11 protein-coding genes are annotated in these 13,605 nt (G+C 52.7%); 5 read left to right on the top strand and 6 right to left on the bottom strand.

The features are described 5' to 3' along the window. Nucleotides 1-39 precede the first annotated feature (39 nt). The gene (locus B5X72_RS11750) at nt 40-690 is read left to right on the top strand and encodes a hypothetical protein (protein ID WP_079717096.1); all 651 of its coding nucleotides are present in this window, start codon (nt 40-42) and stop codon (nt 688-690) included. A 57-nt stretch (nt 691-747) separates the two neighbouring features. On the opposite strand, the gene B5X72_RS11745 is transcribed toward B5X72_RS11750, so the two are convergent. The 6 genes from B5X72_RS11745 to B5X72_RS11720 form a co-directional block, all read right to left on the bottom strand. Further along, nucleotides 748-1,965: an FtsX-like permease family protein gene (locus tag B5X72_RS11745; RefSeq protein ID WP_079717095.1), complete on the bottom strand. Its 1,218-nt coding sequence runs from the start codon at nt 1,963-1,965 to the stop codon at nt 748-750. A gap of 5 nt (nt 1,966-1,970) precedes the next feature. After that, nucleotides 1,971-2,612, bottom strand: a complete 642-nt coding sequence (locus B5X72_RS11740) for an MBL fold metallo-hydrolase (protein ID WP_079717094.1) — start codon at nt 2,610-2,612, stop codon at nt 1,971-1,973. Between the two features lie 27 nt (nt 2,613-2,639). Then, nucleotides 2,640-3,227 carry a gliding motility lipoprotein GldD gene (gldD, locus tag B5X72_RS11735; RefSeq protein WP_079717093.1) on the bottom strand — a complete coding sequence of 196 codons (588 nt, stop codon included), beginning with the start codon at nt 3,225-3,227 and terminating at the stop codon, nt 2,640-2,642. Then, nucleotides 3,227-3,976: a shikimate dehydrogenase family protein gene (locus tag B5X72_RS11730; RefSeq protein ID WP_079717092.1), complete on the bottom strand. Its 750-nt coding sequence runs from the start codon at nt 3,974-3,976 to the stop codon at nt 3,227-3,229. Before B5X72_RS11730 ends, gldD begins: the two co-directional genes overlap by 1 nt. 82 nt (nt 3,977-4,058) lie before the next feature. Beyond that, nucleotides 4,059-4,814, bottom strand: coding sequence for a phosphosulfolactate synthase (locus tag B5X72_RS11725; RefSeq protein ID WP_079717091.1), 756 nt, complete (start codon nt 4,812-4,814; stop codon nt 4,059-4,061). 118 nt (nt 4,815-4,932) lie between these two features. Then, the gene (locus tag B5X72_RS11720) at nt 4,933-6,336 is read right to left on the bottom strand and encodes a tetratricopeptide repeat protein (protein ID WP_079717090.1); all 1,404 of its coding nucleotides are present in this window, start codon (nt 6,334-6,336) and stop codon (nt 4,933-4,935) included. 550 nt (nt 6,337-6,886) lie between these two features. Between B5X72_RS11720 and B5X72_RS11715 the strand changes: the two genes are divergently transcribed. The 4 genes from B5X72_RS11715 to B5X72_RS11700 all read left to right on the top strand — a co-directional run bounded on the left by B5X72_RS11715 (nt 6,887) and on the right by B5X72_RS11700 (nt 13,602). Next, entirely contained in the window at nt 6,887-7,477 is a 591-nt protein-coding gene (locus tag B5X72_RS11715; protein ID WP_079717089.1) for an RNA polymerase sigma factor, read from the top strand. A gap of 72 nt (nt 7,478-7,549) precedes the next feature. Next, the gene (locus B5X72_RS11710) at nt 7,550-8,674 is read left to right on the top strand and encodes a FecR family protein (protein WP_079717088.1); all 1,125 of its coding nucleotides are present in this window, start codon (nt 7,550-7,552) and stop codon (nt 8,672-8,674) included. A 112-nt stretch (nt 8,675-8,786) separates the two neighbouring features. After that, nucleotides 8,787-12,077: a SusC/RagA family TonB-linked outer membrane protein gene (locus B5X72_RS11705; RefSeq protein ID WP_233632612.1), complete on the top strand. Its 3,291-nt coding sequence runs from the start codon at nt 8,787-8,789 to the stop codon at nt 12,075-12,077. Nucleotides 12,078-12,090: 13 nt separating this feature from the next. Then, on the top strand, nt 12,091-13,602 hold the full coding sequence (locus B5X72_RS11700) for a RagB/SusD family nutrient uptake outer membrane protein (protein WP_079717087.1): 1,512 nt from the start codon (nt 12,091-12,093) through the stop codon (nt 13,600-13,602). The last annotated feature ends 3 nt before the right edge of the window (nt 13,603-13,605 follow it).

Genomic DNA, 13,605 nt, shown 5'->3' with positions numbered 1-13,605 from the left:
AAAATAAAACTTACAAATGCGTAGCTTTGTTAGCTAATTATGAGGTTATTCCGTAATATATTTGTGATTTTGCTGGTCATGGGAATGGCCGTGTCCTCCTTTGCCCAGCAGAAAAAGCTTGTACAATTCAGCGGTGTTATCCACAATGCAGACACCAACGTGGTGGTACCTTATGTCACGGTCATCAACCAATCGTTCAACAGCCAGACGTTTACGGCGAACCACCAGGGATACTTTTCATTCGTAGCCCACGAGGGGGATACCATCCTGTTCCGTTCGGTGGGTTACCGCGCTGCGCAGGTTGTGATTCCGAAAGTTCCGGACGATAAGTATACGGCAATGGTGCATATGACGGCAGAAATCAAAGAACTGCCCGTGGTGACGCCCTATCCCTGGGCTAGTATTGATGAATTCAATATGGCATTCATGTCGCTCGAAATCGCAGACGACGACATTGTTGTGGCCAAGAAGAACCTTTCTCCTGAATCCATAGCGGCCTTGGCGGCAGTGACGCCGCGCAGTGCGGAAGAGATCCAAAACTTCAGTGCCATGCAAAACCATATCCGGCTGTCCAATCAGGCTGTCAACCAACGTATGGCCAACCCACTGTTGAGCCCTTTTGCTTGGGGTAACCTGATTCGCCAGATTGCAGAAGGAAATAAGAGCCGCAGCCGCGGTAATAACCAGTAACGGGCAACCAGCAACAGGAAGCCGTTGGACGTGAACGGCGCTCCACGCGGACGTCAATCAGGATAGCCGTACCGTTTGTTTAACGCTCAGCTGCGAAGACACCGATGAAATCACGGCTGAGACGACAAAGACTGTCAGAAACACGAGCAGAAAATCGCCCGCCCGCATCGCTACGGGATAGACGTCCGTCACCAGGTTTTCTCCCTCGCCGAAGCGGATCCAACCAAAGGCCTGTTGCGATATGCAAAACAGGAACCCCAACAGCAATCCAGCCACGCAGCCCATGAGCGAGATAAGCAGCCCTTCATAAAAGAAAATGCGCCGTATCAGCGTGTGGTTGGCACCCATGCCCATCAACACGGAGATATCTTTCTTTTTGTCGATGACGAGCATCGTGAGCGAACCCACAATATTGAAGATAGCGATCATGCCTGTAAAAGCAATGATGAGGAATACGGCCCATTTCTCCGTGCGGACGATCTTATACAGCGTTGGGTTTTGTTGTTCGCGGTCTTTAACGACATAGCCGTCGCCCAGCGCTGCTGCCAGTGCCCGCTGCACGTTGGCCAGATCCATCTCTTGCGCCACATTGATTTCGATGGCCGAAACCTGTTCGGCCTCGCCCAGCAATTCCCGGGCAAAATCCATGGGCACAATCAGCAGATCATCAAACTCCTGCTGATACTGCAACACGCCCGCCGGCCGTATTGTCCGCATCGTAAATTCTTCTGCCGGATTAAGGCTATTCACTACGCCTTTCCGGGGGGAAAACACTTCTATGCGGCGCAGCTCATCCTGCAGGGAGACGCCCAGTGTGCCTTGTACGCGGGCACCCATGATGGCGTAGGAATCCTCGCCGTGTTTCAGCACAAAATGCCCGTCGTCGAGCAGCGTATCCATAGCCGGTACCGAATCGTCTACGGTCATCCCCTTTAGGGTGCCGATATACTGGGCATCGCCATAGCGAAGCAGTACGCGTTCCTGCAGCACTTCGCTATACGTCGCTACGCCGGGCTGCTTTTTTATCGAGGTTGTCGTTTGCGGATCCAGGGCGAATCCTTTTCCTTTGGTCGCTTCAATGCGGAGGTCAGGCGTGAAGGCACTGTACATGGAAAAAATCAGGTTTTCCAGGCCATTGTAAAACGATAAAATGACGATGAGCGATGCACTGCTCACCAGTACCCCCACGACGCTGATGCCCGAGATGATGTTGATGGCATTGACCGTTTTCTTGGAAAACAGGTAGCGTTTGGCAAAGTACAATGCGAGATTCATGGCTGCTACCCCCGGATAAATGGATTGGTTTTCTTTTCGTATCCAATGGTGGTTTCGGGGCCATGCCCCGGATATACTACCGTATCTTCGGGTAGCGTATACAGACCATGAGTGATGCTATCCAGCAACTGCTGGTGGTTGCCACCGGGGAGATCTGTGCGGCCGATGCTGTTCCTGAAGAGTACGTCGCCGCCGATGAGAAAGCCGTCTGCCGCGCTATAGAAGCACAGATGAGCAGGCGAATGGCCAGGCGCAAAAATAAGCGCTAACGTGTTTTCGCCGAAGGTCACGGTGCCCGATGCCGGAAGAAACGTCTCCCCGATGGGCGATAGGTCGTATCGGATGCCCATCTGCGGGGCGTAGTTCTGTACTTCCATCAGCAAGGGAAGCTCCCCTTCATGAAACTGCGGGAACAAGCCATACGTTTCATGGATAAACCGGTTGCCCAGCACATGGTCGACGTGGCAGTGGGTATTGAGCAATAGCTCCGGCCGCAGCCCTTCGGCATCGATGAAGTTTTTCACCTGCTGTTCTTCGTTGCTGCCATACATCCCCGGATCAATGATTGCCGCTACACCCGTGTCATCATAGAGCAGGTACGTATTTTCCTGGTACGGGTTGCATACGAAAGATTTGATATGGATCATAAGGACAAAGGTAGGGCTTTTTTTGACTCATTTCCAGCGCAGTGTCTGAATGAGCGTATCGATATCGGCCCGGATAAAGTCCAATACCGGCTGTATGGAGTCCAGCCGTGGTTTTTCATGAAAGTAAAGTGCTCCGCGCAGGTAATGATCGGTACTGTCCGTCAGAAAAAACTGGATGCTTGAGGCAGCATTTCCCTTGATTTCATATTTCAGGCCATATACGCCCGCATCGGGGCGACTGATGCGCTGCTGGTCGATGGCGGTGGCTTTAACCGTATGGTTGAAGGCAAACGTCCGGGCATCTTCCACCAGCTCGTTAAAGGTTTCCCGGTTGGTCACCGGCACGTAGCTCAGGTGTATGCGAGCATTGAATTGCGGAAATCGTACATCTACCCAGCATGGCTGGGCATCGGCCGTCCGGTCCGGCTCGATGGTGGCGTAGTCGGGCATGTCGAACGCATAGGGGCAATCGGGGGAAAAGTGGTGGTAAGCTCTTTCCGGAAACTCGATACGGAAATATCCCCGTGGCTTGGGAGAATAATCCGCCGAGGTACAAGCCGCCCATGCACTGGCGGCAAAGCCCAAGATCAACAGGTGGCCGAGGTACTTTCGCATCAGGTCATGTTCCAGATGTCCCAATTCCGTTCAGCTTGCCGTTCCAGCATTTCGAGCCCGTTTTTCGTGGCTGCTCCCTGAGCTCTTCCCCGTTTCAGAAATTCCGTTTCAGCGGGATTATAAATAAGGTCATAGAGCAGATGCCCCGGGCCGAGGCATGCATAAGGAATGTCCGGGTAGTTTCCCGTTGCCGGATAGGTGCCTAACGGCGTGGTATTGATGATCAGCGGATGGTCGGCCAAGACAGCAGCATCCAGCTGGGCATACGTATATTGCCCCGGTAGCGGGGAACGGGACACGATCGAATAGCTTATCCCCAGCTGGGCGAGCGCATAGACAACGGCCTTTGCGGCGCCGCCGTTGCCCAGTACCAATGCGCGGTCGTGACCAGGCTGGAGCAGCGGCTTCAGCGATTCCATGAAACCATAGACATCCGTGTTGTAGCCCGTGAGCAGCGGCTTGCCTTCCTCCGGCCGTTCGATGCGGATGCAGTTGACCGCGGCGATGGCTTCGGCCTCGGCCGACAGCCGATCAACATAATCCATTACGGCGATTTTATACGGGATCGTTACGTTGATGCCCATAAGCATCGGCTCATCCCTAAGCAGTCGCGGAAACGCTTCAATGGACGAGATGGGATACAGCTCATAGCCTACACCCGCAAGCTGCTCCCGCGCGATCTTGGCGTCGTAATATTTTTTTGAAAACGAATGCGACAGGGGGAATCCGATCAACCCGAATTTTTTCATTCGAATAAATTGTTTTTTTTTTAAGGCAATGAATCTTGCACAAATTATGCTTAACCTTCTGTTGGTATTTATGCAGGTTTCATCAAATGAAATTATGAAACGTGTCACCCCGGAGCCCGAGGCGGGTGGTCTCCAATGCAATGATTTCGTTGGTGCTGATGTTGCCCAGGTTCACGTTTGGACCGAGGAGATGGATGAAGTACACCTGCTGTGACTTCAGCGGGGCTTCCCAAATAATTTTTTCGTTGGGTATCTCATTCAGGATCTCATCTACCAGGCCTTGCCGCACCTCACCGGACTCCCGGTACAGGCCCACGTTGCCACTTTCGCGCGATTCCGCAATCAGGCGCCATGTACCCGCTTCAAGCTCTGCCTTCATTAAGGAAATCCATTTATATGGGGCCATGATTTTGGTATTGTCCTTTGACCCGATTTCCGAGATTACCGTGGCGTGCTGCGCCACCTTGGCGATGTATTCGCATTTTTCCTCGTGGGGCATCGTGATGGAGCCGTCCGATATTTCGGCATAGCCCAACTGGTATTTTTCCAACAGGCGTAGGAAATCGTCAAACTGGTTGCGGATGATAAACGCTTCAAACAATGTGCCGCCGAAATAGGGTGCTACGCCCGCGTCGCGGTATACGGCAAGTTTTTCCTCCAATTTAGGGGTGATATAGGCGGTTGTCCACCCCAGTTTGACAAAGTCAATGTAGGCTGCGCCTACGGCCACAAGGTCTTCGGCCTGCCGGACGCTCAGTCCTTTATCCATGACCATGGTCAAACCATTCTTCCGGGGTTTCTGCGTTCGTAAAGGAACGTTGTTCAGCTGAAAATTCATTGATGTGCTACTTGTTGCTGTTGTCGGCTAATGGCATATGCATGAAAAACCATGCATATGCCCGAAAGTTACTGCATATATAAACGTTGCCTTCGCACGTCTGGTATAATCCATGCGGTCAGGACATGTATTTTTTAATGACTTCGGCTATCGCTTTATTATCCCGCAGTTGAGGCAGGTATTCAAACAACACGACATGTTTCTGCGGATCGGCGGCCAAGCCAAGTTCGAGATAGTTCAAGGCCTCGTTATACCGGCCAGCGGCGATGAGGTACGCCACCATGCGGTAGTAGAGTTCTGCCCCGTCCGGATTATTTTTGATGGCCTCTGCGATGGTTTCGATGGCCCTATCCAGTTTATTGCGCTCGTACAGGATCGATGAAAAATCGAGCCAGGCCTCCACATCTACCGGATTGAGTTCGACCACTTTCTCGTAAGCCTGCTCGGCCTCGTCCAGTTGCTTCAGTTTATACCGTGCGTCGGCGATGGCAAACCAGTAATCCGGATTATCCTGCTCAATGTCGAGCGCCTTTTTGTAGAAGTGCAGCGACTCAAAATACCGCTCTTCATAGTCGAGCGTGACGCCGATTCCAAACCAAGCATCCGCCAGGTTGGCATCCAGTTTGACGGCTTTCTTGTAATACGACCGGGCGTCATCCATCTGTTCCAGCTTTTCATAGCATTCGCCGATGGCGCAATACGTTTCAGCGCCCGGTGGCTCGTATTCGAAGGTCTGCTTGTATACCTCAATGGCTTCACTGTATTTATCGAGGTTTACCAATGCGTTCCCCTTGTTGAAATAGGCCGAGGCAAAATTGTCTTTGATGAGGATGGCGTAGTCATATGCATCAATAGCCTCCTCATACCGGCCTAATTTGTGGTACGCGTTGCCCAGGTTGTACCAGCCCGCATACGAGTACGGATCATTATCAATGTATTGTTTGTAAAAGCCAATGCTCTCTTCCTGCTTATCCAGCACATCATAACAAAATGCCAGCTCATACAGCGCATCCTGGTTTTCCATATTCTGCTGCAAGCTGCGCTTGAGGTAGTGGATGGCTTTTTCATAGTCGCCCTTATTCTGATACAACAAGGCTATCTGCAAGTAAATATCATCGGTGTTTTCTGCCAGATCCAATGCCTTGTTGAGACTTCGGAAAGCTTCATCATAGCGCTCCAGGTTGCCCAGGATACCCCCTTTTATTAAGTAGATATCGCCCTCTGAAGGTTCAAGCGTCTCGGCTTTGTCCAGTGACTCCAGAGCTCGGGAAAATTGGCTGGTAACGGCAAAAAGCTGGGCCTGTTTGAGGTAAAAAACAGCGGCAAAGGGGTGCTGGCTTACAGCATACTCCACCACTTGCAAGGCTTTGATGGGATCATTCTTATCCATATAGTAGTCAATAATCCCTTCAAAAGCCTGTGTGTCAAAAAAGTACTGATCCTTATTGCGAATCATTTCTTCATAACGTGCTACCGAAAATTTAGGATCTTCGGCAGGCCCATATTCGAAATCTTCTTCCATCTATACTCCTAATTTTAAGAACTAATGCGGGGCTTTCTCCCCCTGATGTCAGTCACAGTTTGATGATTACAAAATAGGAATTTGTTGGCTGATGTTGTCAACACAAGTTTTCAACAATTCGGTATACATCGGTATAAACCACACAAAATCATTCAATTATCCGGTTGGTATTTGTCTATAACCTGATTGGGGTTTAAGCTGTTCCTATCCGTCGTTTGTTCGTTTCCCACCATGACTGCTTCTAATATTAATACAAAGATACACATAAAGAAGCGAAAAACGTACCAATGAAACATGGTTGTTGCGTAAGGCATAAGGGGAAAGCGCGGTTGACGCAGGCAAAAAATTGAGCAACCGTTTGCGTGTGGGCTGCGCTTGGCAGATTGGATTTCTTTTGTTAGCATTGCGATAGTTATACGCACCAATTGTAAAACGACAAATCAACATTGAGGATACACGTTGATGGTTTGCCAGCGGCTGTAGGGGACTTTGGCACCGGATAGGAAGCATCGGTGCCGGACTGGGGAATCGTATCAAAACGAACAAGCGCATGGAGCAAAACGAACTTCTGCACCGGATCAGTAACGATGATGAGGTAGCATTTGCCTGTCTTTACCGGACATACCAGCCCGGCATGCGGTTTTTTTTCATGCGGTATGTCCATGCAGAAGCATTGGCCGAAGATCTTTGCCAAGAGCTGTTCATCAAACTGTGGAACAACCGGAAGCAGCTTGCTGACGTACGCGAATTCAGGCCCTACCTCCATGTACTTGCGCGAAACCTGGCCGTCAACGCGCTAAAGCGGATTTCCGTCTCCCAGCGGGCTTTAGGCGAATTGCTTATCCACTATAGCGGCCGCCAGGACGCCGCCGATCGCAGGCTGGTTGATCGTGAGTACGACATGCTGCTTGAAGAGGTCCTATCCCGGTTGCCCCAACGATCGCGTGAAGTATTCAACCTGTGCCGGGAGCAAAGCAAGAGCTATGATGAAGCGGCAAAAGCCCTCGGCGTTTCCAGAAATGCCATCAAAAACCATATGGTCAGCACCCTCAAAGTCCTGCGGGCTTTCGCCGAAAAGCAATTAGGCGTTACCTTGGGCCTCATTGCCAGCCTGTTGGCAATATTTTTCGCTGGACACTAAAAAAAATCGATTTTCTGCTACCCTATCTGTCCGGCAACCTGTCCTTGTATTAAACAGGGCGAAGACGAATGCATGATGGATAAAACCGATTTTTACCGGGAGCTTATCCGGCGGTACAAGAACAAGACAGCCACAGACGACGAGCTGGAGGTATTTTTCCAGCTGGTCCGTGAAGGGAAGCTGGATGCTTTGCTGGCCGACGAGATGGATCACGACCTGGGCGATGACAGGCACCATGTGCCGATTGTCCGGCGCAGGCGTCGCCATTATATCATGGCGGCGGTATTGCTGCTCGGTCTCGGCATTGCCTATACGTTTTACAGCCGCCCGCTTCGCTCGCCGGTTCACCCGTTGCCTTTACTTGTCGCCGAGGATGTCCCCGCGGGGGGCAACCGGGCTACACTTACCTTGCCAGATGGCTCCCGCATAGCGTTGGACGATGCCCGGATCGGCGCAGTGGCCGAGACAGCCGGCGTACGTATTGACAAAACCAAAGATGGGCAGCTGGTATACCATGTGGGCCAAGCTGCGTCCCCGGGCCATTCAACTGGCGGGCAGCCCCTGCACGCGATCAGCACGCCGCGCGGTGGGCAATACCAAGTGGTGCTGCCCGACGGTAGTGACGTTTGGCTCAATGCCGATTCCAGGCTACGGTTTCCGCCGGTCTTTACGGCCGGCAGACGGGAGGTATACCTCGAGGGCGAAGGCTTGTTCGACGTAGCGCACGCCGATCAGCCCTTTATCGTTCACACGGCCGGACAGCAGGTGCAGGTCTTGGGCACGGCATTCAATATCCGGGCATACGCTGGCGAGCCGATTATCCAGACCACGCTATTGCGGGGCAGTGTGGCCATCAGCCCGTTGCAGGGAAGCAGCGGTCCGCTGCGGCTTAAACCCAACCAACAAGCAGTGCTGAACCGGCAGACCCTAGCCGTGGCGGTGGCGAATGTCAACGCCCAGGAATATGCCTCATGGAAAAACGGTTATTTCACATTTGCCAATACGGCGCTCGCTACGGTCATGCAAGACATCGCCCGGTGGTACGACGTTACGATTGACGTTGACCACATGCCCAACAAGAAACTATATGCCGTGCTTCCGCGGGATGTTTCGCTGGCAACGCTGTTGGAGATGATCGATATGACCAGCGAAATCAAGTTTGAGCTAAAAGAAAGGAGGGTACGTTTGGTTAAGTAATCTACTACAAGCCAAAAAAACCGGAAGTGCTGCAACACCCCCGGTGCAATTAGGCAATCCCTGTCAATTCAATAGCGATCATTAACAATTTAACCACCTAATTCACAAATGTATGAAATTTAGCAAACATGCATGTAGCATTTTCCTTGCCATGAAATTGACCGTTTTCTTTACGCTTTGCTTCAGCCTATGTGTCGGTGCCGAAGCATTATCGCAGGAAGTCAGTCTGCGGGTAAAAAACGCTTCCTTGGAAGAAGTGCTCCGGGAGATAAAAAGCAAAACCGGCTATACGTTTATTTATGATGCCGAATACTTACGGGAAGCCGCACCCATCACGGTTGATCTTCAGAAAGGCTCCGTCGAGCAGGCGCTGAAAGCCGTCTTTGCCGGACAGCCGTTCCGTTATGTGGTGAGGGAAAAAACCATCATCGTCGTACGCAAAAAGGAGGATCTATCGCCACAGCAAGAGGAGTTCGTCGTCCGCGGCACGGTCAGGAATGGCCTCGGCGAACCGATAGATGGGGCGAGTGTGCTGGAAAAAGGCACGGCAAACGGCACTTCCACGAATGAAGCCGGGACCTTTTCCTTGCGGCTGCGCGCAAAGGGTGCGATACTCGTCATCCAGTCTATCGGCTACAAACCGCAGGAAGTGCCTGCCGCTGAAGCCAATCTCACGATTGTCTTGGAGGAGGAGCAGTCTTTGCTGGATGAGGTCGTCGTCAGCGTGGGGTATAGCCAGGTGAAGGCCGAGGAGCTTACCAGTGCCGTCAGCGTTGTCAAAGCGGACAAGCTAATGGATGTCACGGCGAACAACGTCGGCACGATGTTGCAGGGCAAGATTCCGGGTTTGCAGATCATCAACAGCTCCGGACAGCCCGGCGCTGCACCCGAGATACGCCTACGTGGCGTGTCTTCCATCAATGCTTCGCAGCAGCCGCTGGTCGTGGTCGATGGGATTATCGGGGGCAATTACGACCCCAACGATGTGGAAAGTATCACCGTATTGAAAGACGCGGGAGCCACCGCCATGTACGGTTCGCAGGCCAATGCCGGCGTACTGATCGTGACGACTAAAACAGCCACGCAGGACAAAAATACGTTCGAGGCGCGCCTGACGACCGGCATCAAAACGGCCGATTTCGGCACCATGCAGATGATGAGCGGGGCCGAACTCTACGAACACCATAAGCAGTTTTACCGGGACTACATCATCGGAGAGCAAAACAATACCTACAAGATTGACCTGTTGAAGTTTTACAATGAACGCCCGCTCACACTGCGCGATCAGGACTATAACTGGTTGAAAGAATCCTTCAGCTCAGCGCCAACCACCAATGCCTATTTTTCCGTCCGGGGCAAGACGGATAAAAACAGCTATTATGCGGCCGTTTCATACTATGATGAAGTCGGTAGTTTCCTCAATACCGATTATAAGCGCCTCAACCTGCGCGCCAATACCGAGTATCGCTTTTCCGAGCGGCTCAAGGTGCGCAACAACTTGAACCTGAGCGCCAGCATGGGCAGGAGTTATGACTATATGGATATGTATTACACCTTTTTAAACCTGCCCTGGGACAATCCGTATGACGAAAACGGTGCTCCGCGCTATGTGGATGGTAATGTGCCGTTCAGGTGGTGGTCGCGAGACAAGATCAATCCGGTGCATACGATCGAAAATTCCGATCATCCTTACAAAGGGTTTGATGCCAACTACGATTTCACGCTGGACTACACGATCACGCCATGGCTTACCTTTTCATCGTCCAACCGTTTATCCGCAGGCTACAACAAGGGCACCAATTACTTTTCGCCCGTCGTTGCCGGACAATACCACGGCACTGGTTACCTGGATGAGTCCAATTCGCTATTTTATGGCGGTATTTCGACCAACCTCCTGCGCGTAAATACCGATTTTGGCAAGCACCACATCAATGGGCTGGCCGGCGTTGCTTTCGAAGGTGGACGCAGCGAATATTCCGGCGGCTCCGGCCGTGGTTTGCCCGAGGGCCTGCGAGTGCTCAATGTGGTGTCAAACAACCAGATGGTAAACGGGTATTTCGACCGGTCGGCATTACAATCGTTCATTTCGCAGGTCAACTATAATTACGACAGCCGGTATTTCCTTACGGCATCCTACCGTATAGACGGCTCGTCGGCATTCCCCAAGGGCAACCAGTACGCTGGCTTCCCCGCCATATCCGGAGCCTGGTTTGTCAGCAATGAGCCGTTCCTGCACGATCATGCCGTTATCAGTTCGCTCAAACTGCGGGCCAGCTATGGGGTCACGGGCACGCAGGATATCGGCAGCACCCGTTTTCTTGGTCTTTTTGCGCTTTCCAGCCAGTACAACTCAAATGTGGCTGCTATTCCTTACCAGCTGGCCAACCCCGGCCTCACCTGGGAGGGCAAGCACCAGTATAACGTAGGCGTTGATCTGTCCCTGTTCAGGCGTGTCAACCTTACGGTAGACGCCTATCGAAACATCACCAAAGACCTGTTGCTGCAAGTGTCGCAGCCACCGTCCATCGGCTTTGAAGTGCGGTGGGAAAATGCCGGCAATGTGGTAAACAAGGGCTTGGAGATCGGGCTGGATGCGCAGCCCGTGCAGTCGACCCACTGGGATTGGAATACAGGCGTGGTCGTCAGTTTCAACAGCAACACGCTGTCGGGCTTACCCAGCGAGATCATCCGTACCACGTCGCGCAGCGTCTCCCAGATCTATCGCAATGGCGGCCGCCTTTACGAATTTTACATGCCCAAATGGGCCGGTGTAGATTCGCAGACCGGCGCACCGCTGTGGGAGAAGCTGATCTACGATGCCGAGGGATCCGCAGTGGCAAGGGAGCTGACCTCCAATTATGCCGAAGCTACCCATCAGGAGGTCGGATCTGCGTTGCCCCGCTATCAGGGCGGGTTCAACAACGCGCTGCGTTACCGCAATATCACGTTGCAGGTCAATACCGCCTTCAGCTACGGCAACAAGGTGTTCAGCAACGACCTGCGCTACGTATTCAACGACGGGCATGAACCCTATTACAATCAGGTCAAGCGCCCGGAGGGCACGGTCATCTGGACCAAGCCCGGAGATATCGCCACGGAGCCCAGTCCACAGAATGCGGCCAATTCGGCAGAGCCATCCTCCCGTTTCCTCATGGATGCAAGCTATTTCCGCATCCGCAACATTGCGTTGTCGTATGACCTGCCCTCCGCGTTCGTCAGCAAGCTGCGGCTTTCGGGGTTGACGGTGGCGCTGACGGCAGACAACGTCTATACGTTTACCAACTTCCTGGGGCAGGATCCGCAAACCACCATCGTTTCGGAAAGCTGGACCATGCCGGGGGTCGCTGACTTCAAGTACCCGAACAACAGGCAATTTTTAATTAACATCAGTTGTAGGTTTTAAACGATTAAGAAACATGAGCATCCGTATATTTTTCATCATCATACTCGGAGGATTATTCAGCACCAGTTGCAACCTGGTTGTCGAACCTTCCGATTCGCTTACTACCGGCACGCTGGTCACGACGAGCGACGGCCTCCGGAACGCCCTGAACGGCGCATATTCACTATACAAAGACCATGTCGAATTCAATGGTGTCGTCAGTTCGAACAACATGTACCTGCGGCAGTATTTCCAGCTGGCCGATTTTGCCAGTGACGACATCGTCTGCGGGCAGGTCACAACCGATCCGCTCTGGTACAGCTTTACGCAGGATCACACACCTACGCAGGCCAATACCCGATTTTTCTGGTATATCTCTTATAAGATCATCAACACGGTTAATACAGTTATCGAGGCCGTCGAGCAACAGGGCGGCACCGATGCAGCCACCGAGCAATTGCTCGGCGAGTGTTACTTCCTGAGGGCGTTCACCCATTTCAATTTGGTGCGGCTTTTTGCCAAGCCGTACACCCATGATCCAAACGCTCCGGGCGTCATCCTGCGGCTGGCGCTTGACGAGCCCGCAGCCAAGGAGCGCGCCACCGTGGCGGAGGTCTACCAGGCCATCATTGCTGATGCCGAGCGGGGTGCCTCGTTGATGAACAATCCCCGTGGGGCGCAGTATGCATCTAAAGAAGCTGCCTGGGCATTGCTGTCGCGCGTGTACTTATACATGGAAAACCACGAGGAGACTATCCGCTATGCGGACCAGGTGATCAATTCCGGGCGGTTTACGCTGACGACACCCAGCACTTACCCGTCGTTATTTCCCAATGCCGTGTCGGCCAGTGAAACCATTTTCTGTGTCGCATTCACCAGCGTTGATGATTACGGCCGGGGCTCTATCGCGTCGATGGTGTATTCCGATGGCAATTCCGGGTGGGGGGAAGAATTTGCCTCCGCCTCGCTGCGCGCCCTGATGGAGGATCATCCCGAAGACGTGCGCTGGCAATACATCGAGGCGCTGAAAGACGAGTCCGGGCAAGTGAGGCGCCTGAATGGCATTCCCATTTATTACATCAAGAAGTTTTCCTATCAGGATGGCAACCCCAACCTCAGTTCGCCCATCATGTTCAGGCTAGCCGAATTGTACCTAAACCGTGCGGAAGCCAAGGCAAAGAGCAACCGCGCGGCGGAAGCTTTGGATGATCTGGACATCATCCGCAGCAACCGCGGACTGGCAGCCCACCGCTATGACGGGCAACCGCCCGCCGGGCTTACCGCATTGGAAGCCGTCTGGAACGAACGCCGTATCGAGCTGGCCTTCGAGGGGCATCGTATGTTTGACGTATACCGGAATAAGCAAGATCTGGTGCGCGATTATTGGGGCTACCACCTGGTGGGCCTGCGTGAGTCTGACATCGACCACTCGCGCCGGCCCGCAGGTTTTGCCAACATCCGGCTGGACTGGCAGCACCCTCGCAGCATCTACCATATTCCCATCGATGAAGTATTAAGTAACCCATTAGTCACCCAAAATCCCTAATGC

This window comes from Parapedobacter luteus (assembly GCF_900168055.1).
GTDB classification, from domain to species: Bacteria; Bacteroidota; Bacteroidia; order Sphingobacteriales; family Sphingobacteriaceae; genus Parapedobacter; species Parapedobacter luteus.
The sequence above is the reverse complement of the archived record's forward strand: the minus strand, read 5'-3'. Positions and strand labels throughout refer to the sequence as shown.

Coding starts and splice junctions, on each gene's coding strand:
- B5X72_RS11750 (WP_079717096.1), top strand. CDS start 40: ATGAGGTTATTCCGTAATATATTTGTGATTTTGCTGGTCATGGGAATG.
- B5X72_RS11745 (WP_079717095.1), bottom strand. CDS start 1,965: ATGAATCTCGCATTGTACTTTGCCAAACGCTACCTGTTTTCCAAGAAA.
- B5X72_RS11740 (WP_079717094.1), bottom strand. CDS start 2,612: ATGATCCATATCAAATCTTTCGTATGCAACCCGTACCAGGAAAATACG.
- gldD (WP_079717093.1), bottom strand. CDS start 3,227: ATGCGAAAGTACCTCGGCCACCTGTTGATCTTGGGCTTTGCCGCCAGT.
- B5X72_RS11730 (WP_079717092.1), bottom strand. CDS start 3,976: ATGAAAAAATTCGGGTTGATCGGATTCCCCCTGTCGCATTCGTTTTCA.
- B5X72_RS11725 (WP_079717091.1), bottom strand. CDS start 4,814: ATGAATTTTCAGCTGAACAACGTTCCTTTACGAACGCAGAAACCCCGG.
- B5X72_RS11720 (WP_079717090.1), bottom strand. CDS start 6,336: ATGGAAGAAGATTTCGAATATGGGCCTGCCGAAGATCCTAAATTTTCG.
- B5X72_RS11715 (WP_079717089.1), top strand. CDS start 6,887: ATGGAGCAAAACGAACTTCTGCACCGGATCAGTAACGATGATGAGGTA.
- B5X72_RS11710 (WP_079717088.1), top strand. CDS start 7,550: ATGATGGATAAAACCGATTTTTACCGGGAGCTTATCCGGCGGTACAAG.
- B5X72_RS11705 (WP_233632612.1), top strand. CDS start 8,787: ATGAAATTTAGCAAACATGCATGTAGCATTTTCCTTGCCATGAAATTG.
- B5X72_RS11700 (WP_079717087.1), top strand. CDS start 12,091: ATGAGCATCCGTATATTTTTCATCATCATACTCGGAGGATTATTCAGC.